Source organism: Pseudomonas alcaligenes, from assembly GCF_014490745.1.
GTDB lineage: Bacteria > Pseudomonadota > Gammaproteobacteria > Pseudomonadales > Pseudomonadaceae > Aquipseudomonas > Aquipseudomonas alcaligenes_C.
The window spans coordinates 3,916,989-3,939,181 of record NZ_LZEU01000001.1 but is presented as its reverse complement, the minus strand read 5'-3'; the positions used below and the strand labels follow the sequence as shown (position 1 = coordinate 3,939,181).

Here is a 22,193-nt window from a genome sequence, read left to right as displayed (position 1 = left end):
CCATGACCGATAGCTTCCGCCATATCACCGTGCTGCTCGACGAAGCTGTCGACGGCCTCGCCGTGCGTGCGGATGGCTGCTATCTGGATGGCACCTTCGGCAGGGGAGGGCACAGTCGACTGATCCTCGAAAGGCTCGGGCCAGACGGGCGCCTGCTGGGTTTCGACAAAGACCCGCTGGCGATTGCCACAGGAAATGCACTGGCGGCCGAAGACGGCCGCTTCGTCGTTGTGCAGCGCAGCTTTGCCGAGCTGGGTGAAGAAACTGCCGTGCGTGGCCTGGCGGGCAAGGTCGACGGCATCCTGCTCGACCTCGGCGTGTCCTCGCCGCAGCTGGACGACGCCGAGCGTGGCTTCAGCTTCCTCAATGACGGCCCGCTGGACATGCGCATGAACCCGGATGCCGGCATCAGCGCCGCCGAGTTCATCGCCACCGCCAGCGCCGACGAGATCGCCCGGGTATTCAAGGAGTACGGCGAGGAGCGCTTTGCCAAGCGCATGGCCCGCGCTGTAGTCGAGCGCCGCGCGCTCAAGCCGTTCGAGCGTACCGCCGATCTGGCGGCCGTGCTGACCGAGGCCAATCCGGCCTGGGAAAAGGGCAAGAACCCGGCGACCCGCGCCTTCCAGGGCCTGCGTATTCACGTCAACAACGAGTTGGGCGACCTCGAGCGCGGCCTCGATGCGGCGCTGGAAACCCTGGCCGTGGGCGGCCGCCTGTCGGTGATCAGCTTCCACTCGCTGGAAGACCGCATCGTCAAACAGTTCATGAAGCGCCACGCCAAGGGCGAGGCCGACAATCTGCCGCGTGATCTGCCGATCATCCCCAAGGCTTTCGAGCCGCGCCTGAAGCTGCTGGGCAAGCCGCAGTTCGCTTCCGAGGCCGAGCTCAAGGCCAACCCGCGCTCGCGCAGCGCCGTGCTGCGCGTAGCGGAGAAGCTGCGTTGAGCCGTCTGTACGCCAAGCCCTTGCCGCCCGGCAGCCTGCTGCTGGTGCTGTTGTTCGGCGCCGTGCTGCTGTCGGCCATCGCCGTGTCCTACAGCGCGCACTGGAACCGCCAGTTGCTCAACGGCCTGTACGCCGAGCTCAGCGTGCGCGACAAGGCCCAGGCCGAGTGGGGCCGGCTGATTCTCGAACAGAGCACCTGGACTGCGCACAACCGCATCGAGGCGCTGGCCACCGGGCAGCTGCACATGCGCATTCCCGAGCCGGCCGAAGTACAGATGGTGGCGCCATGATTGGGCTCGAAGGCGCTCTCTATCCCTGGCGCTTCCGCCTGGTGCTGGCGCTGCTGGCGCTGATGGTCGGGGCGATCTCCTGGCGCATCATCGACCTGCACGTGATCGACCATGACTTCCTCCAGGCCCATGGCGATGCGCGCAGCGTGCGCCATATCCCGATCCCCGCACACCGCGGCCTGATCACCGACCGCAATGGTGAGCCGCTGGCCGTCAGCACTCCGGTGATCACCCTGTGGGCCAACGGCAAGGAGCTGGCCAAGGCCCGTGAGCAGTGGCCAGCCCTGGCGGTCGCCCTCGGGCAAGAGCCGAAAAGCTTCGCCCAGCGCCTGGAACAGGCCAGCGAACGCGAGTTCATGTACCTGGTGCGCGGCCTGACCCCGGAGCAGGGCGAGCAGATTCTCGCGCTCAAGGTGCCGGGCGTGTACAGCCTGGAGGAATTCCGGCGTTTCTATCCGGCCGGCGAAGTGGCTGCCCACGTGATCGGTTTCACCGACGTCGACGACCGTGGCCGCGAGGGCGTGGAGCTGGCCTTCGACGAGTGGCTGGCCGGCGTGCCGGGCAAGCGCCAGGTGCTCAAGGATCGCCGTGGCCGTCTGATCAAGGACGTGCAGGTCAGCCAGAACGCCAAGGCCGGCAAGACCCTGGCCCTGTCCATCGACCTGCGCCTGCAGTACCTGGCTCACCGCGAGCTGCGCAATGCGCTGATCGAGAACGGCGCCAAGGCCGGCAGCCTGGTGATGGTCGACGTGAAGACCGGAGAAGTGCTGGCCATGGTCAACCAGCCGACCTACAACCCGAACAACCGCCGCAACCTGCAGCCGGCCGCCATGCGCAACCGCGCCATGATCGACGTGTTCGAGCCCGGCTCGACGGTCAAGCCGCTGTCGATGAGTGCCGCCCTGCAGACCGGGCGCTGGAAACCGACCGATCAGGTCGAAGTCTGGCCGGGCTCGCTGCAGATCGGCCGCTACACCATCAAGGATGTGTCCAAGACCGAAGGCCGCGTGCTCGACCTGACCGGCATTCTGATCAACTCCAGTAACGTCGGCATGAGCAAGATCGCCTTCGACATCGGCGGCGAGTCCATCCACGACCTGATGAGCAACCTGGGCTTCGGCCAGGACACCGGCCTCGGTTTCCCCGGCGAGCGCGTCGGCACGCTGCCGAGCCACCGCGAATGGCGCCAGGCCGAGACCGCCACCCTGTCCTACGGCTACGGCCTGTCGGTGACTGCGGTGCAGCTGGCCCACGCCTACGCCACCCTGGCCAACAACGGCAAGGTACTGCCGCTGTCGATGACCCGGGTGGACAACAAGCCCGAGGGCGCGCAAGTGCTGCCCGAGGACGTGGCCAAGACCATGCAGGGCATGCTCCAGCAAGTGATCGAAGCGCCGCGCGGAGTGTTCCGCGCCCAGGTGCCGGGCTACCACGTGTCCGGCAAGAGCGGCACGGCGCGCAAGGCCACCATCGGCAGCAAGGGCTACACCGCCAACGCCTACCGCTCGCTGTTCGCCGGCTTCGCGCCGAGCGGCAACCCGCGCATCGCCCTGGTGGTGGTGATCGACGAACCGAGCAAGGCCGGCTACTTCGGTGGCCTGGTTTCCGCCCCCGTATTCAGCAAAGTGATGGCCGGCTCTCTGCGCCTGATGAACATCACTCCGGACAACCTGCCGCCGCCGGTCGACCCGAGCGCGGCTCTGCAGCAAACCGCCGATGCTAGCGGTAGCAAGGGAGGGCGCATCTGATGCCCATGCCACTCAACCAATTGTTGCCCCAGGCTCAGTCGGCGGTACTGATCCGCGAACTGACCCTGGACAGCCGCAAGGTACGCCCGGGCGACCTGTTCCTTGCCGTACCCGGCATTGCTCAGGATGGCCGCGCGCATATCGTCGATGCCATCGCCCGTGGCGCTGCCGCGGTGGCCTATGAAGCCGAAGGTTCCTCCGTGGTCAGCGCCAAGGGCGCCGAGCTGGTGGCGATCAAGGGGCTGGCCAACCAGCTGTCGGCCATCGCCGGACGCTTCTATGGCGAGCCGAGCCGTGCCCTGCGCCTGGTCGGCGTCACCGGCACCAACGGCAAGACCAGCGTCAGCCAGTTACTGGCCCAGGCTCTGGACAAGCTGGGCGAGCGCTGCGGCATCGTCGGCACCCTCGGTTGCGGCTTCTACGAGGCCCTGGAGAGCGGCCGCCACACCACCCCGGATCCGATTGCCCTGCAGGCCACCCTGGCCGATCTGAAGCAGGCCGGTGCCCGTGCGCTGGCCATGGAAGTGTCGTCCCATGGCCTGGAACAGGGCCGGGTGGCCGCCCTGGACTTCGACGTGGCGGTGTTCACCAACCTGTCGCGCGACCACCTCGATTACCACGGCACTATGGAGGCCTACGGCGCCGCCAAGGCCAAGCTGTTTGCCTGGCCCGAGCTCAAATGCCGGGTGCTCAACCTGGACGACGACTTCGGTCGCCAGCTGGCTGCCGAGCAGCATGACTCGCGCCTGATCAGCTACAGCCTGAACGACAGCGCTGCCTACCTGTACTGCCGTCAGGCCAGTTTCGACGACCACGGCATACGTGCCCAACTGGTCACCCCGCAAGGCGAGGGTCATCTGCACAGCCCGCTGCTCGGGCGTTTCAACCTGAGCAACCTGCTGGCCGTGGTCGGCGCGTTGCTCGGTCTGAACTACGGCCTGGACGAAATCCTGCGGGTGCTGCCGCAGCTGCAGGGGCCGGTCGGGCGCATGCAGCGCTTCGGCGGCGGCCAGCAGCCGCTGGTGGTGGTGGACTACGCGCACACCCCGGATGCCCTGGAAAAAGTACTCGAGGCCCTGCGCCCGCACGTGACCGGGCGCCTGCTGTGCCTGTTCGGCTGCGGTGGCGATCGCGACAGCGGCAAGCGCCCGCTGATGGCCGCGGTGGCCGAGCGCCTGGCCGATGTGGTGCTGGTCACCGATGACAACCCGCGCACGGAAGACCCGCAGCAGATCGTTGCCGATATCCGTGCCGGCTTCGCCAAACCGGAGCAGGTCGAGTTCGTTCACGGTCGCGGCCAGGCCGTTGCCCAGCTGATTGCCGGCGCCAAGGTTGGTGACGTGGTAGTGCTGGCCGGCAAGGGCCACGAGGACTATCAGGAGATCAACGGCGTGCGCCATGCCTTCTCCGACCTGGTCGAAACCGCCAAGGCTCTGCAGGCCTGGGAGGTTGCCCATGCTTAAGCCGTTGCTGCTCAGCGAAGTGGCTGCAGCCCTGAATGCGCGTGTGCTGGGTACCGATGTGGCATTTGCCGCGGTATCCAGCGACAGCCGCAAGATCGCGGCCGGCCAGCTGTTTATCGCCCTGGTTGGGCCGAATTTCGATGGCCACGACTACCTGGCCGAAGTCGCCGCCAAGGGCGCCGTGGCTGCTCTGGTGCAGCGCGAAGTGCCGGGCGCGTCGCTGCCGCAGCTGCTGGTGCAGGACACCCGCATCGCCCTCGGCCAGCTCGGTGCGCTGAACCGCAATGCCTTTGCCAAACCGCTGGCTGCCGTCACCGGTTCCAGCGGCAAGACCACGGTCAAGGAAATGCTCGCCAGCATCCTGCGCGCCGGCCTGCACGGCGAGGTGCTGGCCACCCGTGGCAACCTCAACAACGACCTCGGTGCGCCGCTGACCCTACTGGAGCTGGCGCCCGAGCATGTTGGCGCGGTGATCGAGCTGGGCGCCAACCATATCGGCGAGATCGCTTACACCGTCGGCCTGACCCGGCCGCAGGTGGCGATCATCACCAATGCCGGGCTGGCCCATGTCGGCGAGTTCGGCGGGCCGGAGAAGATAGTCGAGGCCAAGGGCGAGATTCTCGAAGGCCTGAGCGAGCAGGGCGTGGCCGTGCTCAACCGTGACGACAAGGCCTTTGCCACCTGGCAGGCGCGTGCCAAGGGCCGCCAGGTACTGAGCTTCGCCCTGCGCGACCAGGCTGCCGATATGTACGCCAGCGAACTGTGGCGCGATGCCCGCGGTTGCGCCGGTTTCGCCCTGGCTGGCAAGGCTGGCGAGGCGCGCATCCAGCTCAACCTGCTGGGCGAGCACAGCGTGGCCAATGCCCTGGCCGCCGCCGCCGCTGCATTTGCCCTCGGCGTGCCGCTGGTCGGGATCAAGGCCGGGCTGGAAAGCCTGCAGCCGGTCAAAGGCCGCGCCGTTGCTCAGCTGGCGACGAATGGTGCGCGAGTGATAGACGACACCTACAACGCCAACCCGATTTCGATGTGCGCCGCCGTTGATATACTCGCCGCCTTCTCCGGCCGCACCGTTCTGGTGCTGGGAGATATGGGCGAGTTGGGCGAGTGGGCCGAGCAAGGCCATCGCGATGTCGGCGCACATGCCGCCGGCAAGGTCAGCGCGCTGTATGCCGTGGGCCCGCTGATGGCCCATGCCGTCAAGGCATTCGGTGCGCAGGGACAGCATTTCGCCGATCAAGCCAGCCTGATCGAGGCACTTCGCCGCGAATCGGGCAATACCACCATTCTAATTAAAGGTTCGCGCAGCGCGGCGATGGAAAAAGTCGTCGCGGCTCTCTGCGCATCGGGGGAGGCTCACTAAATGCTGCTGCTGCTGGCGGAGTACCTGCAACAGTTCTACACCGGCTTCGGTGTATTCCAGTACCTGACCCTGCGCGGGATTCTTGGCGTGCTGACCGCCCTGGCCCTGTCGCTGTGGCTCGGCCCGTGGATGATCCGCACCCTGCAGATCCGCCAGATCGGCCAGGCGGTGCGTAACGACGGCCCGCAATCGCACCTGTCGAAGAAGGGCACGCCGACCATGGGTGGCGCGCTGATTCTGTCCGCCATCGCCGTCAGCACCCTGCTGTGGGCCGACCTGTCCAACCGCTACGTGTGGGTGGTGCTGGCCGTGACCCTGCTGTTCGGCGCCATTGGCTGGGTCGATGACTATCGCAAGGTGATCGAGAAGAACTCGCGTGGCCTGCCGAGCCGCTGGAAATACTTCTGGCAGTCGGTGTTCGGCCTAGGCGCCGCCGTATTCCTCTACATGACCGCGCAGAGCCCGGTGGAAACCACCCTGATCCTGCCGGTGCTCAAGGACGTGGCCATTCCCCTGGGCGTGGGCTTCGTGGTGCTGACCTACTTCGTCATCGTCGGTACCAGCAACGCAGTCAACCTGACTGACGGCCTCGACGGCCTGGCCATCCTGCCGACCGTGCTGGTGGCTGGTGCGCTGGCGATCTTCTGCTACCTGTCGGGCAACATCAAATTCGCCGATTACCTGCTGATCCCCTACGTGCCGGGCGCCGGTGAGCTGATCGTGTTCTGTGCCGCCCTGGTCGGTGCCGGCCTCGGCTTCCTGTGGTTCAACACCTACCCGGCACAAGTCTTCATGGGTGATGTCGGCGCCCTGGCCCTCGGCGCCGCGCTGGGCACCATCGCCGTGATCGTCCGCCAGGAAATCGTCCTGTTCATCATGGGCGGCGTGTTCGTCATGGAAACCCTGTCGGTGATCATCCAGGTCGCCAGCTTCAAGCTGACCGGCAAGCGCGTGTTCCGCATGGCGCCGATCCACCACCACTTCGAATTGAAAGGCTGGCCGGAACCTCGCGTGATCGTGCGCTTCTGGATCATCACCGTGATTCTGGTACTGGTTGGCCTGGCCACCCTGAAACTGAGGTAATAGAGAGTGTCGCTGATCGCTTCCGACCAGTTCCGCATCGTTGTCGGCCTCGGCAAGAGCGGCATGTCCCTGGTGCGCTTCCTCGCGCAGCAGGGCGTGCGCTTCGCCGTGGCCGACACGCGCGCGAACCCGCCGGAACTGGCGACCCTGCAGCGTGACTACCCGCAGGTGGAAGTGCGCTGCGGCGAGCTGGATGTCGACTTCCTCTGCCGCGCCTCGGAGCTCTACGTGAGCCCCGGCCTGGCCCTGGCTACCCCAGCGCTGCGTGAAGCGGCCGCCCGTGGCGTGAAGATGTCCGGCGATATCGATCTGTTCACCCGTCACGCCAAGGCGCCGATCGTCGCCATCACCGGCTCCAACGCCAAGAGCACCGTCACCACCCTGGTCGGCGAGATGGCGGCGGCTGCCGGCAGGAAGGTCGCCGTCGGCGGCAATATCGGTACCCCGGCGCTGGACCTGCTGGCCGACGACGTCGAGCTGTATGTGCTGGAGCTGTCCAGTTTCCAACTGGAAACCACCGAGCGCCTGGGCGCCGAAGTCGCCACCTGCCTGAACATCAGCGAAGACCATATGGATCGCTACGCCGGCATGGCCCAGTACCACCTGGCCAAGCACCGCATCTTCCGTGGTGCGCGCCAGGTAGTGGTCAACCGCGACGACGCCCTGTCGCGTCCGCTGATCGCCGACCAGGTGCCGTGCTGGAGCTTCGGCCTGGGCAAGCCGGACTTCAAGCGCTTCGGCCTGATCGAGGAGGGTGGCGAGAAGCACCTGGCCTTCCAGTTCGAGACCCTGCTGCCGACCGCTGCCCTGAAGATCCGTGGCGCGCACAACCAGTCCAATGCCCTGGCCGCCCTGGCCCTGGGCCATGCCGTCGGCCTGCCGTTCGCGCCGATGCTAGAGACCCTGCAGACCTTCGCCGGCCTGGCCCATCGTTGCCAGTGGGTGCGCGAACTGCGCGGGGTGAGCTACTACGATGACTCCAAGGCCACCAACGTTGGCGCCGCCCTGGCCGCCATCGAAGGCCTGGGTGCCGATATCGCCGGCAAGCTGGTGCTGATCGCCGGTGGCGACGGCAAGGGCGCCGACTTCTCCGCGCTGAAAGCGCCGGTGGCCAAGTTCTGCCGCGCCGTGGTGCTGCTCGGTCGGGATGCCGAGCAAATCGCCGCCGCCCTGGGCAATGCCGCGCCGCTGGTGCGGGTGAGCACGCTGGACGAAGCGGTGCAGCGCTGCGCCGAGCTGGCCGAGGCCGGCGATGCCGTGCTGCTGTCGCCGGCCTGCGCCAGCCTGGACATGTTCAAGAACTTCGAAGAGCGCGGACGCCTGTTCGCCCAGGCTGCGGAGGCGCTGCAATGAAGCTGCTCGCCGACCTGCTCGCCGCTCCGTCGCCGCTGCGTACCCGTCGCGGCGTCGACCTCGACTTCCCGCTGCTGGCCGGCAGCATGGCCCTGCTCGGCCTGGGCCTGGTGATGATCACCTCGGCCAGCTCGGAAGTGGCCGCGGCGCTGTCCGGCAATCCGCTGTACCACATGATCCGCCACCTGATTTACCTGGCCCTGGGCTTGGGTGCCGGCCTGCTGACCCTGCTGATCCCGATGAGCTTCTGGCAGCGCCACGGTGCGCGCCTGATGCTGCTGGCCTTCGCCCTGCTGATCATGGTGCTGCTGCCGGGCATCGGCCGCGAAGTGAACGGTGCCAAGCGCTGGATCGGTTTCGGCATGTTCAACGTGCAGCCGTCCGAGCTGGCCAAGCTGTTCACCGTGGTGTTCATCGCCGGCTATCTGGTGCGGCGCCAGGAAGAAGTGCGCGAGAAGCTCACCGGCTTCATCAAGCCGATGCTGGTGCTGGGCCCGATCGCCGTGCTGCTGCTGGCCGAGCCGGACTTCGGCGCCACCGTGGTGCTGGTCGGCTCGTGCATCGCCATGCTGTTCCTTGGCGGCATCAACCTGGTGCGCTTCGTGCCGCTGGCCGCCGGCGTACTCGGCCTGGGCGTGCTGGTGATGACCAGCCAGGCCTACCGCCTGAAGCGCCTGACCAACTTTGTCGACCCCTGGGCCGACCAGTTCGGCGACGGCTACCAGCTGAGCCAGGCGCTGATCGCCTTCGGCCGCGGCGAGTGGTTCGGCGTCGGCCTGGGCAACAGCATCCAGAAGCAGTTCTACCTGCCGGAAGCGCACACCGATTTCGTCTTCGCCGTACTCGCCGAAGAACTGGGCATGGTTGGCGCCCTGGCCACCGTGGCGCTGTTCGTCTTTGTCAGCGTGCGCGCCCTGTACATCGGCCTGTGGGCGGAGAAGGCCAAGCAGTTCTTTTCGGCCTACGTGGCCTACGGCCTGGCTTTCCTGTGGATCGGCCAGGTGCTGATCAACATCGGCGTGAACGTCGGCCTGCTGCCGACCAAGGGCCTGACCCTGCCGTTCCTCAGCTACGGCGGCAGCTCGCTGATCATCTGCTGCGTCAGCCTGGCCATGCTCCTGCGCATCGAGTGGGAGCGCCGCACGGCGCTGGGCAGCGAAGAAATCGAATTCACCGAGTCGGACTTCTTCGACAGCGAGGAGACCGGCCATGCGCGGTAATGTCCTGATCATGGCCGGCGGTACCGGCGGCCACGTGTTCCCGGCCCTGGCCTGCGCCCGCGAATTCAAGGCACGCGGCTACAGCGTGCACTGGCTGGGCACCCCGCGCGGCATCGAGAACGAGCTGGTGCCGGCGGCCGGTCTGCCGCTGCACCTGATCCAGGTCACTGGCCTGCGCGGCAAGGGCAAGCTGTCCCTGCTCAAGGCGCCGTTCCAGCTGGTGCGCGCGCTGTGGCAGGCGCGTCGGGTAATGCGCGAGCTGCAGCCGGTGTGCGTGCTGGGCATGGGTGGCTACGTCACCGGCCCGGGCGGCCTGGCCGCCAAGCTCAACGGTGCACCGCTGATCATCCAGGAACAGAACGCCGTGGCCGGCACCGCCAACCGCAGCCTGGTGCCGTTCGCCAAGCGCGTATGCGAGGGCTTCCCGAATACCTTCGGCAACAGCGCCAAGCGCCGCACCACTGGTAACCCGGTGCGCGAGGAGCTGTTCCTGGAAACCCCGCGTGACGATCTGAGCAAGCGCCGCCCGCGCCTGCTGGTGCTGGGCGGCAGCCTGGGCGCTGAGCCGTTGAACAAGTTGCTGCCGGCAGCCCTGGGCAAAGTGGCCGGCGAGCTGCGCCCGCAGGTGTTCCACCAGGCCGGCAAGCAACATGATCAGATCACTGCGGAGCGTTATCGCGAAGCTGCGGTCGAAGCCGAGGTCGCGCCCTTCATCAGCGACATGGCTCGTGCCTACGCCTGGGCCGATCTGGTGGTGTGCCGCGCCGGCGCGCTGACCGTCAGCGAGCTGGCCGCCGCCGGTCTGCCGTCCTTCCTGGTGCCATTGCCGCACGCGATCGACGATCACCAGACCCGCAATGCCGAATATCTGGCGAAGGAGGGCGCTGCCGTTCTTCTCCCGCAACATGCGACTGACGCGGACACGCTTGCCGCGCAGCTGACCGAGGTTCTGATGCACCCTGAAAAACTCAAGGCCATGGGCCGCACCGCGCGCAGCCTGGCGAAACCGGATGCCACCCGCACGGTGGTCGACATCTGCCTGGAGGTGGCCCGTGGCTAAGTCTCCCGCTGCTGCCCGTTCGGAAATCCGCCGCATGCGCCGCATCCGCCGCATCCACTTCGTCGGTATCGGCGGCGCCGGCATGTGCGGCATCGCCGAGGTGCTGCTCAACCTCGGCTACGAAGTCTCTGGTTCCGACCTCAAGGCCTCGGCCGTGACCGAGCGCCTGGAAAGCTTCGGCGCCATCATCTTCATCGGCCACCGCGCGGAGAACGCCGAGCAGGCCGACGTGCTGGTGGTGTCCAGCGCCGTCAACACCAGCAACCCGGAAGTCGCCACCGCCCTGGAACGTCGCATTCCGGTGGTGCCGCGCGCCGAGATGCTCGCCGAGCTGATGCGCTACCGTCATGGCATCGCCGTCGCCGGTACCCACGGCAAGACCACCACCACCAGCCTGCTGGCCTCGGTATTCGCCGCCGGCGGCCTGGATCCGACCTTCGTTATCGGCGGCCGCCTGAACGCTGCCGGCACCAACGCCCAGCTCGGTAGCAGCCGCTACCTGATCGCCGAGGCCGACGAAAGCGACGCCAGCTTCCTGCACCTGCAGCCGATGGTCTCGGTGGTCACCAACATCGACGCCGACCACATGAGCACCTATGGCGGCGACTTCAACGTTCTGAAGAAGACCTTCATCGAATTCCTGCACAACCTGCCGTTCTACGGCCTGGCCGTGCTCTGCGTGGATGATCCGGTGGTACGCGAACTGCTGCCGCAGGTGGCCCGTCCGACCGTGACCTACGGCTTCGCCGAAGACGCCGACGTGCGCGCGATCAACGTGCGCCAGCAGGGCATGCAGACCCACTTCACCGTGCTGCGTCGCGACCGCGAGCCGCTCGATGTGTCGGTCAACATGCCGGGCAACCACAACGTGCTCAACTCCCTGGCGACCATCGCTATCGCCACCGATGAAGGCATTGACGATGCCGCCATCGTTGCCGGTCTGTCCGGCTTCCAGGGCGTCGGTCGACGCTTCCAGGTCTACGGCGAACTGCCGGTGGACGGCGGCAGCGTGATGCTGGTCGACGACTACGGCCACCACCCGCGCGAAGTCGCGGCGGTGATCAAGGCCGTGCGTGGCGGCTGGTCTGAGCGGCGCCTGGTGATCCTCTATCAACCGCACCGCTACAGCCGCACCCGCGACCTGTACGACGACTTCGTGCAGGTGCTGGGCGATGCCAACGTGCTGCTGCTGATGGAGGTCTACCCGGCCGGCGAAGAGCCGATCCCGGGTGCCGACAGCCGTCACCTGTGCCACAGCATCCGTCAGCGCGGCCAGCTGGATCCGATCTACGTCGAGCGTGGCGTCGATCTGGCGCCGATCATCAAGCCGCTGCTGCGCGCCGGCGACATTCTGCTGTGCCAGGGTGCCGGCGATATCGGCGGCGTCGCTCCGCAACTGATCAAGCACCCGTTGTTCGCTGTTCAAGGTGAGTCGAAATGAGCCTGCATTCCACCCTCGATCCCAAGGCTTTCGGCCGCGTCGCCGTGCTGTTCGGCGGCAAGAGCGCCGAGCGTGCGGTGTCGCTGAAGTCCGGCGCCGCCGTACTGCAGGCTCTGCAGGCAGGCGGCGTGGATGCTTTCGGCATCGATGTCGGGGATGACTTCCTGCAGCGCCTGGTGGCCGAGAAGATCGACCGCGCCTTTATCGTGCTGCACGGCCGTGGCGGCGAAGACGGCTCCATGCAGGGCCTGCTCGAGTGCGCCGGCATTCCCTACACCGGCAGCGGCATCCTCGCTTCGGCCCTGGCCATGGACAAGCTGCGCACCAAACGCGTGTGGCTGAGCCTGGGCCTGCCGACACCGAACCATGCGGTGCTGGCCAGCGAGGCCGACTGCCGCGCTGCCGCTGCCGAGCTGGGCTTCCCGCTGTTCGTCAAGCCGGCCCACGAGGGCTCCAGCATCGGCATGGCCAAGGTCGCCGATGTCGAGGCACTGATTGCGGCCTGGAAAGATGCCAGTCGTTACGACTCGCAGGTGCTGGTCGAGCAGATGATCGACGGCCCGGAGTTCACTGTCGCCATGCTGCGCGGCCAGGTGCTGCCACCGATTGGGCTGGGCACGCCGCATACCTTCTACGACTACGACGCCAAGTACCTGGCCAATGACACCCAGTACCGCATTCCCTGCGGCCTCTCGGCCGAGAAAGAGGCGGAGCTGAAGGATCTCACTGCGCGTGCCTGCGAGGCCGTGGGCACCCAGGGCTGGGCGCGCGCCGACGTGATGCAGGATGCTGCCGGCAAGTTCTGGCTGCTGGAAGTCAACACCGTACCGGGCATGACCGATCACAGCCTGGTACCTATGGCCGCACGCGCCGCCGGTCTGGATTTCCAGCAGCTGGTGCTGGCGATCCTGGCCGACAGCGTCGAGGCGAGGGGCTAAGTCATGGTCGCCACTATCCGTCACCCCGCACAGCCGATAGGAGGCGCCAGCCGGCGTCAGCCTATCGCTGCGCGTGGCGCCAGCCGGATGGTGGCCCAGGAACCGCTGGCCACGCGCTTGCCGCGTCCCGATCTGAGCGGCCTGAAGCGTCTGCTCTGGCCGCTGGCGCTGGTACTGCTGGGCTTTGCCACCTATGAGGGCGCCCAGCGTCTGTTGCCTTACGCCGACCGGCCGATCGCGCGGGTCAGCGTGCAGGGCGAGCTGAGCTACATCAGCCAGCAGGCGGTGCAGGAGCGCATCGCGCCGTTCGTCGCCAGCAGCTTCTTCACCATCAACCTGGCCGGCATGCGCGCCGAGCTGGAAAGCATGCCGTGGATCGCCCAGGCCGAAGTGCGCCGGGTGTGGCCGGATCAGGTGGTGATCCATCTGGAAGAGCAACTGCCGGTGGCCCGCTGGGGCGATGGCCTGCTGCTGAACAACCAGGGCCAGGCCTTCGCACCGCGCGAGTCGACCCACTACGAACACCTGCCACTGCTGTCCGGGCCGCAACGCGCCCAGCAGGAAGTGATGCAGCAATACCAGGTACTCAGCCAGATGCTGCGGCCGATGGGTTTTTCCATCACCCGTCTGGAGCTGCGCGAGCATGGCAGCTGGTTCCTCAGCACCGGCCAGGGCGTCGAGCTGCTGCTGGGCCGTGATCACCTGGTGGAGAAAATGCGGCGCCTGAGCACCATCTACGACAAGGTGCTCAAGGCCCAGATCGCGAATATCGCGCGGATCGACCTGCGTTACGCCAACGGCCTGGCCGTGGCCTGGCGCGAGCCGGTCGCGCCAACGGCGGCGCCAGCCGCCGCCGTGCAGTGAATCGAGGAGATAGATAAGACCATGGCAAGCGTGCAGAGCGGCAAGATGATCGTCGGCCTCGATATCGGCACCTCCAAGGTGGTGGCGCTGGTGGGCGAGGTGACGGCCGATGGCCAGCTGGAAATCGTCGGCATCGGCACTCACCCGTCGCGCGGCCTGAAGAAGGGCGTGGTGGTGAACATCGAATCCACCGTGCAGTCGATCCAGCGCGCCGTGGAAGAAGCCCAGCTGATGGCCGGTTGCCGCATCCACTCGGCGTTCGTCGGCCTGGCCGGCAACCATATCCGCAGCCTCAACAGCCACGGCATCGTCGCCATCCGCGACCGTGAAGTGAGCCCGGCCGACCTGGAGCGCGTGCTCGACGCCGCCCAGGCGGTGGCCATCCCGGCTGACCAGCGGGTGCTGCACACCCTGCCGCAGGATTACGTGATCGATAACCAGGAAGGCGTGCGCGAGCCGCTGGGCATGTCCGGTGTGCGTCTGGAGGCCAAGGTGCATGTGGTCACCTGCGCCACCAATGCCGCGCAGAACATCGAGAAGTGCGTGCGCCGCTGCGGCCTGGAAGTCGACGACATCATTCTGGAACAGCTGGCTTCCGCCTACTCGGTACTGACCGAGGACGAGAAGGAGCTGGGTGTGTGCCTGGTCGACATCGGCGGCGGCACCACCGACATCGCCATCTTCACGGAAGGTGCGATACGTCACACGGCGGTGATTCCGATCGCCGGTGACCAGGTTACCAATGATATCGCAATGGCATTACGCACCCCGACCCAGTATGCCGAGGAGATCAAGATTCGGTATGCTTGCGCCCTAGCCAAGCTGGCCGGTCCGGGGGAAACCATCAAGGTTCCCAGTGTGGGAGATCGGCCGCCGCGGGAACTGTCCCGCCAGGCTCTTGCCGAGGTTGTCGAGCCCCGTTACGACGAGCTCTTCACCCTGATCCAGGCAGAGCTGCGGCGCAGTGGCTACGAGGACATGATCCCTGCCGGGATCGTGCTCACCGGTGGTACCGCCAAGATGGAAGGTGCCGTCGAACTGGCCGAAGAGATCTTTCACATGCCGGTGCGTTTGGGCGTACCCCACAGCGTCAAGGGACTGACCGACGTCGTGCGTAATCCTATCTATTCCACAGGCGTGGGCCTGCTGATGTACGGGCTGCAGAAGCAGGCCGATGGCATCTCCATGTCCGCGAGCAACCTGTATAGCGATGAACCCAAGGCACCTGTACTGGAACGGCTGAAACGCTGGGTCCAGGGCAATTTCTGAAAGCAACACCGCGGTAGCTGTAGGCGATACAACTAGAAAATAAGGAGAGGGGAAATGTTCGAACTCGTAGATAACGTTCCGCAAAGCGCAGTTATCAAAGTAATCGGCGTGGGTGGCGGTGGTGGCAACGCCGTCAACCACATGATCAAGGACAATATCGAGGGCGTTGAATTCATCTGCGCCAACACCGATGCGCAGGCGCTGAAGAACGTCGGCGCGCGCAGCGTGCTGCAGCTCGGCCCGGGTGTGACCAAGGGCCTGGGTGCCGGCACCAACCCGGAAATCGGCCGTCAGGCCGCCATGGAAGACCGTGAGCGCATCGCTGAAGTGCTGCAGGGCGCCGACATGGTCTTCATCACCACCGGCATGGGTGGCGGTACCGGTACCGGTGCGGCGCCGATCATTGCCGAAGTGGCGAAAGAGATGGGCATCCTCACTGTTGCCGTGGTCACCCGTCCGTTCCCGTTCGAAGGGCGCAAGCGCATGCAGGTCGCCGACGAGGGTATCCGTGCCCTGTCCGAGTGCGTCGACTCGCTGATCACCATCCCCAACGAAAAATTGCTGACCATCCTCGGCAAGGACGCCAGCCTGCTGTCCGCCTTCGCCAAGGCTGACGACGTGCTGTCCGGCGCCGTGCGCGGTATCTCCGACATCATGCAGCGTCCGGGCCTGATGAACGTCGACTTCGCCGACGTGAAGACCGTGATGGGCGAAATGGGCATGGCCATGATGGGTACCGGCTGCGCCAGCGGCCCGAACCGTGCTCGCGAGGCCACCGAAGCGGCCATCCGCAACCCGCTGCTGGAGGACGTCAACCTGCAGGGCGCGCGTGGCATCCTGGTCAACATCACCGCCGGTCTGGATCTGTCCCTCGGCGAGTACGCCGCGGTCGGCGAGATCATCGAGGCCTTCGCCTCCGAGCACGCCACCGTCAAGGTCGGCGCGGTGATCGATCCGGACGTGCGCGACGAGCTGCACGTGACCGTGGTGGCCACCGGCCTGGGCGCGCGAATCGAGAAACCGGTCAAGGTTGTCGACAATACCGTGCCGGCCGCCGCAGCCGCTCCGGCTGCCGTGATCAGCGCCGCTCCGCGCAGCGCCGAGCAACCGGCGGTCAACTACAAGGACTACGAACGCCCGACCGTTCAGCGTCAAAGCCTCGCCGGCAGTGCCGCTGCGGCCAAGCTGAATACTCAGGACGACCTGGATTATCTCGATATTCCGGCCTTCCTGCGTCGTCAGGCTGATTAATGAAATTTATCAGGAGTATGCTGGCGATTGGTGTTCAGCAAAGGGCGGTTCTGCTATCATCGCCGCCCATTGTTGAAAACAGTTCGCAACACGCGCACAAGCAGCCAAAACCATGATCAGACAACGCACCCTGAAGAACATCATCCGTGCCACCGGTGTTGGCCTGCACTCGGGAGAGAAGGTTTACCTGACCCTGAAGCCGGCCCCTGTGGATACCGGTATAGTGTTCCGTCGCGCCGACCTCGACCCCGTCGTGGAAATCCCCGCCCGCGCGGAAAATGTCGGTGAGACCACCATGTCGACCACTCTGGTCAATGGTGAAGTCAAGGTGGATACCGTAGAGCATCTGCTTTCGGCCATGGCAGGCCTGGGCATCGACAACGCCTACGTCGAGCTCTCGGCACCCGAAGTGCCGATCATGGACGGCAGCGCCGGTCCCTTCGTATTCCTGATTCAATCGGCTGGCCTGGAAGAGCAGGAAGCGCCGAAGAAGTTCATCCGCGTACTGCGCGAAGTGACAGTGGAGGAGGGCGACAAGCGTGCCACCTTCCTGCCGTTCGACGGTTTCAAGGTGAGCTTCGAGATCGATTTCGATCACCCGGTGTTCCGTGGTCGCACCCAGACCGCCAGCGTCGACTTCTCCAGTACGTCCTTCGTCAAGGAAGTCAGTCGCGCCCGTACCTTCGGTTTCATGCGTGACATCGAGTTCCTGCGTTCGCAGAACCTGGCACTCGGCGGCAGTGTGGACAACGCCATCGTGGTCGACGAGTTCCGCGTGCTCAACGAAGACGGCCTCCGTTACGAGGACGAGTTCGTCAAGCACAAGATCCTCGACGCCATCGGCGACCTCTACCTGCTGGGCAACAGCCTGATCGGCGAGTTCCGTGGCTTCAAGTCCGGTCACGCGCTGAACAACCGCCTGCTGCGTACCCTGATCGAGCAGAAAGACGCCTGGGAAGTGGTGATCTTCGACGACGCCAACACTGCACCGATCTCCTACATGCGCCCGGTAGCGGCCGTGTAAGCAAGACCCTCCTTATAGTTGTATTTATTAGGCCACCCTCGGGTGGCCTTTTTCTTGTCCGCGTTTTGTCTATTCGGCTGGCTTGGCCTTGCTCGCCAGGCGTTCCAGGGCGGCGCGCAGCTTGGGATCGCTGATGCCTTCGGCGGCGCTGTGCAGGCTTTCTGCTGCCGCTTCGGAGAGTTCTGCCGTGCGCCCGACATGCTCGACCTGGCCGGTCGGCGGGCGCACCTTGATCTGTACTTTGTGCAGCCCGGCGAATTCCGGCAGCCCTTGCAGCTGGCGCTGCAGGCGGCGTTGCTGATAGTGCAGGCGGGTGGCCCAGTGGCCATTGCTGGTCAGCAGCAGCAGGCAGCCGTCGCGCCAGCTGGCGACCAGGCAGTGCTCGCGTGCCGCCGCTTCCAGCTGGGCATCTACCAATGTCTGCAGGTGCGCCAGGCGCTGGGCCTGGGCAAGCATGGCCTGAAGAGGTTTGGCTTCGCGCAGCAGGGCGGCGGGAGCCTTGGCCGGCAGGGGGCGAAAGGTCATGGTTGGCAAATCTGCAACGATAATCCGGCATGTTAGCAAACCGGGCTTGCAGCTGTTGGCCAGCATCCCCATATAGATGAAGTTGCTAGCCGCTGGCCGATGAATTCGCTCCGCCGGGGAACAGGGCAGGATGCGCTTTCATCGCCGACGTTTCCGGGTAGAATGCCCCCTTCGCACGCAGCCACGCCGGCTGCAGGGCGCGCGTTCTACGCCACCCATCATCCCCATTAGTGGAAGAATCTGCCGATATGTTTGCGCCGCTGTTGAAGAAACTCTTTGGAAGCAAGAACGAGCGCGAAGTTAAGCGCATGCAGAAGGCAGTGCTGGCGGTCAATGCGCTCGAAGAGCAGATGCTGGCGCTGTCCGATGAGCAGCTGCGGGCCAAGACCGAGGAGTTCAAGGCGCGCCTGGCCAAGGGCCAGACCCTCGAGCAGATTCTCCCCGAGGCCTTTGCCGTGGCTCGCGAGGCCGGCAAGCGGGTGATGGGCATGCGTCACTTCGACGTCCAGCTGATCGGCGGCATGGCCCTGCACGAAGGCACCATCGCCGAGATGCGTACCGGTGAAGGCAAGACCCTGGTGGGCACCCTGGCGGTGTACCTCAACGCCTTGTCCGGCAAGGGTGTGCACGTGGTCACGGTGAACGACTACCTGGCCCGCCGCGATGCCAACTGGATGCGTCCGCTGTACGAGTTCCTCGGTCTCTCGGTCGGCATCGTCACCCCCTTCATGCCGCCGGAAGAGAAGCGCGCCGCCTACGCCGCCGACATCACCTACGGCACCAACAACGAATTCGGCTTCGACTACCTGCGCGACAACATGGCGTTCGCCCAGGAAGAGAAGTTCCAGCGCGAGCTGAACTTCGCCGTGATCGACGAAGTGGACTCGATCCTCATCGACGAAGCACGCACCCCGCTGATCATCTCCGGACAGGCCGAAGACAGCTCCAAGCTGTACATGGAAATCAACAAGCTGATCCCGCGCCTCACTCAGCACATCGAGGAAGAGGAAGGCGTGGTCACCCAGGAAGGCCACTACAAGGTCGACGAGAAGACCCGCCAGGTCGAGCTCAACGAGGCTGGCCACCAGTTCATCGAGGAACTGCTGACCAACGCCGGCCTGCTGGCCGAGGGCGAGAGCCTGTACTCGGCGCACAACCTCGGCCTGCTGACCCACGTATATGCCGGCCTGCGTGCGCACAAGCTGTTCCACCGCAACGTCGAATACATCGTGCAGAACGGCCAGGTGATCCTGATCGACGAGCACACCGGCCGCACCATGCAGGGCCGCCGCCTGTCCGAAGGCCTGCACCAGGCCATCGAGGCCAAGGAAGGGGTGAACATCCAGGCCGAGAGCCAGACTCTGGCCTCGACCACCTTCCAGAACTACTTCCGCCTGTACAACAAACTCTCCGGCATGACCGGCACCGCCGACACCGAGGCCTTCGAGTTCCGCCAGATCTACGGCCTCAACGTGGTGGTCATCCCCACCCACCGTCCGGTGGCGCGCAAGGACTACAACGACCTGGTCTACCTGACCCAGGACGAGAAGTACCAGGCAATCATCGCCGACATCAAGGAAAGCCAGGCCCAGGGCCGGCCGATCCTGGTCGGTACCGCTTCGATCGAGACTTCCGAGTACGTTTCCAAGCTGCTCGAGAAGGCCGGCATGGAGCACAAGGTGCTCAACGCCAAGTACCACGAGAAGGAAGCCGAGATCATTGCCCAGGCCGGTCGTCCGGGCGCGGTGACCATCGCCACCAACATGGCCGGTCGTGGTACCGACATCCTTCTGGGCGGCAACTGGGAGGTCGAAGTGGCCGCCCTGGAAGCGCCGAGCGAAGAGCAGGTCGCCCAGATCAAGGCCGAATGGCAGAAGCGTCACCAGCAGGTGATCGAGGCCGGCGGCCTGCACGTGATCGCTTCCGAGCGCCACGAGTCGCGCCGTATCGACAACCAGCTGCGTGGCCGTGCCGGTCGCCAGGGTGACCCGGGTTCCAGCCGTTTCTACCTGTCGCTGGAAGACAGCCTGATGCGCATCTTCGCCTCCGACCGGGTGAAGAACTTCATGAAGGCCCTGGGCATGCAGGCCGGCGAGGCCATCGAGCACCGCATGGTGACCAACGCCATCGAGAAGGCCCAGCGCAAGGTCGAAGGCCGCAACTTCGACATGCGCAAGCAGCTGCTCGAATACGACGACGTGGCCAACGAGCAGCGCAAGGTGATCTACCACATGCGCAACAGCCTGCTGGTGGCCGAGGATATAGGCGAGACCATCGCCGAGTTCCGCGAGGAAGTGCTGACCGCCACGATCAACGAGCACATCCCGCCACAATCGCTGCCCGAGCAGTGGGACGTATTCGGTCTGGAGCAGGCGCTGTACAGCACCTTCGGCCTCAAATTGCCGGTTCAGCAGTGGCTCGACGAAGACGACAAGCTGTACGAGGAAACCCTGCGCGCGCGCATCCTCGAGCAGATCGTGGCCGCCTACAACGAGAAGGAAGAGCTGGCCAGCGCCGCGGCCCTGCGTACCTTCGAGAAGCAGATGCTGCTGCGTGTGCTGGACGACCTGTGGAAGGATCACCTAGCCACCATGGATCACCTGCGCCACGGTATTCACCTGCGTGGCTACGCGCAGAAGAACCCCAAGCAGGAATACAAGCGCGAGTCCTTCACCCTGTTCCAGGAGCTGCTGGAGTCGATCAAGCGCGACACCATTCGCGTGCTCTCCCACGTCCAGGTGCGTCGCGAAGACCCGGCCGAGGAAGAAGAGCGCCTGCGCCGCGAAGCCGAAGCCATGGCCCAGCGCATGCAGTTCCAGCATGCCGAAGCCTCGGCCATGCCGGTCGAGGCTGACGGTGAGGCCGATGGCGATGTCGCCCTGGCCAGCGCTCCGGTGCGTGCCGAGCCGAAGATCGGCCGCAACGAGCTGTGCCCCTGCGGTTCCGGCAAGAAGTACAAGCACTGCCACGGCCAGCTGAGCTGATCCGCGCCAGGCCTGCTATATAAACAACGCCGCGACCGGCTCTGCCGCTCGCGGCGTTTTTCCACCTTTGCCGCCCGCGCGGCTTCGTACTGCTGATGAAGGAGCGTCCCCACATGGCTGTTGGTCTTGGTCCCCTGCCTGTCCTGCACCCGGTTCCCGGTTTCGAACTCGGCATTTCTTCTGCCGGCATCAAGCGCCCGGGGCGCAAGGATGTAGTGGTGATGCGCTGCGCCGAAGGTTCGCGCGTGGCCGGCGTGACCACCACCAACGCCTTCTGCGCGGCGCCGGTACTGGTTACCCGCGAACGCATGCAGGGTGACGTGCGCTACCTGCTGACCAACACCGGCAACGCCAACGCCGGTACCGGCCCGGATGGCCTGAGCAATGCCCGCCGCACCTGCGCCGCCCTGGCCGCGCTGACCGGTGTGGCCGCCGAGGCCGTGCTGCCGTTCTCCACCGGGGTGATCGGCGAGCCACTGCCGGTAGAGAAGATCGAAGGTGCCCTGCAGGCCGCCCTCGACGACCTGGATGAGAACCACTGGGCCGAAGCCGCCACCGGCATCATGACCACCGACACCCTGCCCAAGGGTGCCAGCCGTCAGTTCCAGCACGATGGCGTGACCGTCACCGTGACCGGCATCAGCAAGGGCGCCGGGATGATCCGGCCGAACATGGCGACCATGCTCGGCTATATCGCCACGGATGCGAAGGTTGCCCGCGAGGTGCTGCAGGATCTGGTGCGTGACGCGGCGAACAAGTCGTTCAACCGCATCACCATCGACGGCGATACCTCGACCAACGACTGCTGCATGCTGATCGCCACCGGCCGGGCGGCCCTGCCGGAGATCACCTCCGCCTCTGGCGAGCTGTTCGCCAAGCTCAAGCAGGCGGTACTCGAAGTGTTCATGGAAGTGGCCCAGGCCATCGTCCGTGACGGCGAAGGCGCGACCAAGTTCGTCACCGTGCAGGTCAACGGCGGTGGGACTCATCAGGAGTGCCTGGACGTGGCCTACGCCGTGGCCCACTCGCCGCTGATCAAGACCGCGCTGTTCGCCTCCGACCCCAACTGGGGGCGCATTCTCGCCGCCGTCGGCTATGCCGGCGTACCGCAACTGGATGTGAGCAAGATCGACGTGTTCCTCGGTGAGGTGTGCATTGCCAGCCAGGGCGGTCGCGCCGCCAGCTACACCGAGGCGCAGGGCGCGGCGGTGATGGCCCGCGAGGAAATCGGTATCCGCATCGAGCTGGGTCGCGGCAACTGCAGCGAAACCATCTGGACTACCGACCTGTCTCATGAGTACGTGAAGATCAACGCGGAATACCGCACCTGACCACGATCTGCTGCGCGTCGGCTAAACGGCGTTGAAAGCGGCCTC

Annotated in this window: 18 protein-coding genes; 17 read left to right on the top strand and 1 reads right to left on the bottom strand. The window is 65.6% G+C overall.

Annotated features, from left to right (window positions below):
* Window positions 1–2 precede the first annotated feature (2 nt).
* The 15 genes from rsmH (at window position 3) to lpxC (ending at window position 17,308) form a co-directional block, all read left to right on the top strand.
* Window positions 3–944: a 16S rRNA (cytosine(1402)-N(4))-methyltransferase RsmH gene (gene rsmH, locus A9179_RS18005; RefSeq protein ID WP_187807586.1), complete on the top strand. Its 942-nt coding sequence runs from the start codon at window positions 3–5 to the stop codon at window positions 942–944.
* Window positions 941–1,234 carry a cell division protein FtsL gene (gene ftsL / locus A9179_RS18000; RefSeq protein ID WP_187807585.1) on the top strand — a complete coding sequence of 98 codons (294 nt, stop codon included), beginning with the start codon at window positions 941–943 and terminating at the stop codon, window positions 1,232–1,234. Before rsmH ends, ftsL begins: the two co-directional genes overlap by 4 nt.
* Entirely contained in the window at window positions 1,231–2,982 is a 1,752-nt protein-coding gene (locus A9179_RS17995) for a peptidoglycan D,D-transpeptidase FtsI family protein (protein WP_187807584.1), read from the top strand. The genes ftsL and A9179_RS17995 overlap by 4 nt, the downstream gene beginning before the upstream one ends.
* The gene (murE, locus tag A9179_RS17990; protein ID WP_187807583.1) at window positions 2,982–4,445 is read left to right on the top strand and encodes a UDP-N-acetylmuramoyl-L-alanyl-D-glutamate--2,6-diaminopimelate ligase; all 1,464 of its coding nucleotides are present in this window, start codon (window positions 2,982–2,984) and stop codon (window positions 4,443–4,445) included. Before A9179_RS17995 ends, murE begins: the two co-directional genes overlap by 1 nt.
* Window positions 4,438–5,805, top strand: a complete 1,368-nt coding sequence (locus A9179_RS17985) for a UDP-N-acetylmuramoyl-tripeptide--D-alanyl-D-alanine ligase (RefSeq protein ID WP_187807582.1) — start codon at window positions 4,438–4,440, stop codon at window positions 5,803–5,805. The genes murE and A9179_RS17985 overlap by 8 nt, the downstream gene beginning before the upstream one ends.
* The gene (gene mraY, locus A9179_RS17980; protein WP_187807581.1) at window positions 5,806–6,888 is read left to right on the top strand and encodes a phospho-N-acetylmuramoyl-pentapeptide-transferase; all 1,083 of its coding nucleotides are present in this window, start codon (window positions 5,806–5,808) and stop codon (window positions 6,886–6,888) included.
* A 6-nt stretch (window positions 6,889–6,894) separates the two neighbouring features.
* Window positions 6,895–8,241 carry a UDP-N-acetylmuramoyl-L-alanine--D-glutamate ligase gene (gene murD, locus A9179_RS17975; protein ID WP_187807580.1) on the top strand — a complete coding sequence of 449 codons (1,347 nt, stop codon included), beginning with the start codon at window positions 6,895–6,897 and terminating at the stop codon, window positions 8,239–8,241.
* 2 nt (window positions 8,242–8,243) lie between these two features.
* On the top strand, window positions 8,244–9,461 hold the full coding sequence (ftsW, locus tag A9179_RS17970) for a putative lipid II flippase FtsW (RefSeq protein ID WP_187808626.1): 1,218 nt from the start codon (window positions 8,244–8,246) through the stop codon (window positions 9,459–9,461).
* Window positions 9,451–10,521 (top strand): undecaprenyldiphospho-muramoylpentapeptide beta-N-acetylglucosaminyltransferase, encoded by a 1,071-nt coding sequence (gene murG / locus A9179_RS17965; protein WP_187807579.1) that lies wholly within the window; start codon window positions 9,451–9,453, stop codon window positions 10,519–10,521. Before ftsW ends, murG begins: the two co-directional genes overlap by 11 nt.
* Window positions 10,514–11,962 carry a UDP-N-acetylmuramate--L-alanine ligase gene (gene murC, locus A9179_RS17960; RefSeq protein WP_187807578.1) on the top strand — a complete coding sequence of 483 codons (1,449 nt, stop codon included), beginning with the start codon at window positions 10,514–10,516 and terminating at the stop codon, window positions 11,960–11,962. Before murG ends, murC begins: the two co-directional genes overlap by 8 nt.
* Window positions 11,959–12,900, top strand: a complete 942-nt coding sequence (locus A9179_RS17955) for a D-alanine--D-alanine ligase (protein ID WP_187807577.1) — start codon at window positions 11,959–11,961, stop codon at window positions 12,898–12,900. Before murC ends, A9179_RS17955 begins: the two co-directional genes overlap by 4 nt.
* Window positions 12,901–12,903: 3 nt before the next feature.
* The gene (locus A9179_RS17950) at window positions 12,904–13,764 is read left to right on the top strand and encodes a cell division protein FtsQ/DivIB (RefSeq protein ID WP_187807576.1); all 861 of its coding nucleotides are present in this window, start codon (window positions 12,904–12,906) and stop codon (window positions 13,762–13,764) included.
* 21 nt (window positions 13,765–13,785) lie between these two features.
* Complete coding sequence (gene ftsA, locus A9179_RS17945) at window positions 13,786–15,033, top strand: cell division protein FtsA (protein WP_187807575.1); 1,248 nt, start codon at window positions 13,786–13,788, stop codon at window positions 15,031–15,033.
* A gap of 54 nt (window positions 15,034–15,087) precedes the next feature.
* A complete protein-coding gene (gene ftsZ, locus A9179_RS17940; RefSeq protein ID WP_187807574.1) occupies window positions 15,088–16,284 on the top strand; it encodes a cell division protein FtsZ in 1,197 nt (398 codons plus the stop codon).
* Between the two features lie 112 nt (window positions 16,285–16,396).
* Window positions 16,397–17,308 carry a UDP-3-O-acyl-N-acetylglucosamine deacetylase gene (lpxC, locus tag A9179_RS17935; protein ID WP_187807573.1) on the top strand — a complete coding sequence of 304 codons (912 nt, stop codon included), beginning with the start codon at window positions 16,397–16,399 and terminating at the stop codon, window positions 17,306–17,308.
* Between the two features lie 69 nt (window positions 17,309–17,377).
* Here lpxC and A9179_RS17930 read toward each other — a convergent pair whose 3' ends face one another.
* Window positions 17,378–17,833, bottom strand: a complete 456-nt coding sequence (locus tag A9179_RS17930; protein ID WP_187807572.1) for a DUF721 domain-containing protein — start codon at window positions 17,831–17,833, stop codon at window positions 17,378–17,380.
* Window positions 17,834–18,081: 248 nt separating this feature from the next.
* Here A9179_RS17930 and secA point away from each other — a divergent pair, with 248 nt between their 5' ends.
* A complete protein-coding gene (gene secA, locus A9179_RS17925; protein ID WP_187807571.1) occupies window positions 18,082–20,817 on the top strand; it encodes a preprotein translocase subunit SecA in 2,736 nt (911 codons plus the stop codon).
* Window positions 20,818–20,930: 113 nt separating this feature from the next.
* Window positions 20,931–22,148, top strand: a complete 1,218-nt coding sequence (gene argJ, locus A9179_RS17920; protein WP_187807570.1) for a bifunctional glutamate N-acetyltransferase/amino-acid acetyltransferase ArgJ — start codon at window positions 20,931–20,933, stop codon at window positions 22,146–22,148.
* The last annotated feature ends 45 nt before the right edge of the window (window positions 22,149–22,193 follow it).

Excerpts from the sequence above, each read along its gene's own strand:
- murE (WP_187807583.1), top strand. The coding sequence starts at position 2,982 with ATGCCCATGCCACTCAACCAATTGTTGCCCCAGGCTCAGTCGGCGGTA.
- A9179_RS17995 (WP_187807584.1), top strand. The coding sequence starts at position 1,231 with ATGATTGGGCTCGAAGGCGCTCTCTATCCCTGGCGCTTCCGCCTGGTG.
- lpxC (WP_187807573.1), top strand. The coding sequence starts at position 16,397 with ATGATCAGACAACGCACCCTGAAGAACATCATCCGTGCCACCGGTGTT.
- ftsZ (WP_187807574.1), top strand. The coding sequence starts at position 15,088 with ATGTTCGAACTCGTAGATAACGTTCCGCAAAGCGCAGTTATCAAAGTA.
- argJ (WP_187807570.1), top strand. The coding sequence starts at position 20,931 with ATGGCTGTTGGTCTTGGTCCCCTGCCTGTCCTGCACCCGGTTCCCGGT.
- murG (WP_187807579.1), top strand. The coding sequence starts at position 9,451 with ATGCGCGGTAATGTCCTGATCATGGCCGGCGGTACCGGCGGCCACGTG.
- A9179_RS17985 (WP_187807582.1), top strand. The coding sequence starts at position 4,438 with ATGCTTAAGCCGTTGCTGCTCAGCGAAGTGGCTGCAGCCCTGAATGCG.
- rsmH (WP_187807586.1), top strand. The coding sequence starts at position 3 with ATGACCGATAGCTTCCGCCATATCACCGTGCTGCTCGACGAAGCTGTC.
- mraY (WP_187807581.1), top strand. The coding sequence starts at position 5,806 with ATGCTGCTGCTGCTGGCGGAGTACCTGCAACAGTTCTACACCGGCTTC.
- A9179_RS17955 (WP_187807577.1), top strand. The coding sequence starts at position 11,959 with ATGAGCCTGCATTCCACCCTCGATCCCAAGGCTTTCGGCCGCGTCGCC.
- secA (WP_187807571.1), top strand. The coding sequence starts at position 18,082 with ATGTTTGCGCCGCTGTTGAAGAAACTCTTTGGAAGCAAGAACGAGCGC.
- A9179_RS17950 (WP_187807576.1), top strand. The coding sequence starts at position 12,904 with ATGGTCGCCACTATCCGTCACCCCGCACAGCCGATAGGAGGCGCCAGC.
- ftsA (WP_187807575.1), top strand. The coding sequence starts at position 13,786 with ATGGCAAGCGTGCAGAGCGGCAAGATGATCGTCGGCCTCGATATCGGC.
- A9179_RS17930 (WP_187807572.1), bottom strand. The coding sequence starts at position 17,833 with ATGACCTTTCGCCCCCTGCCGGCCAAGGCTCCCGCCGCCCTGCTGCGC.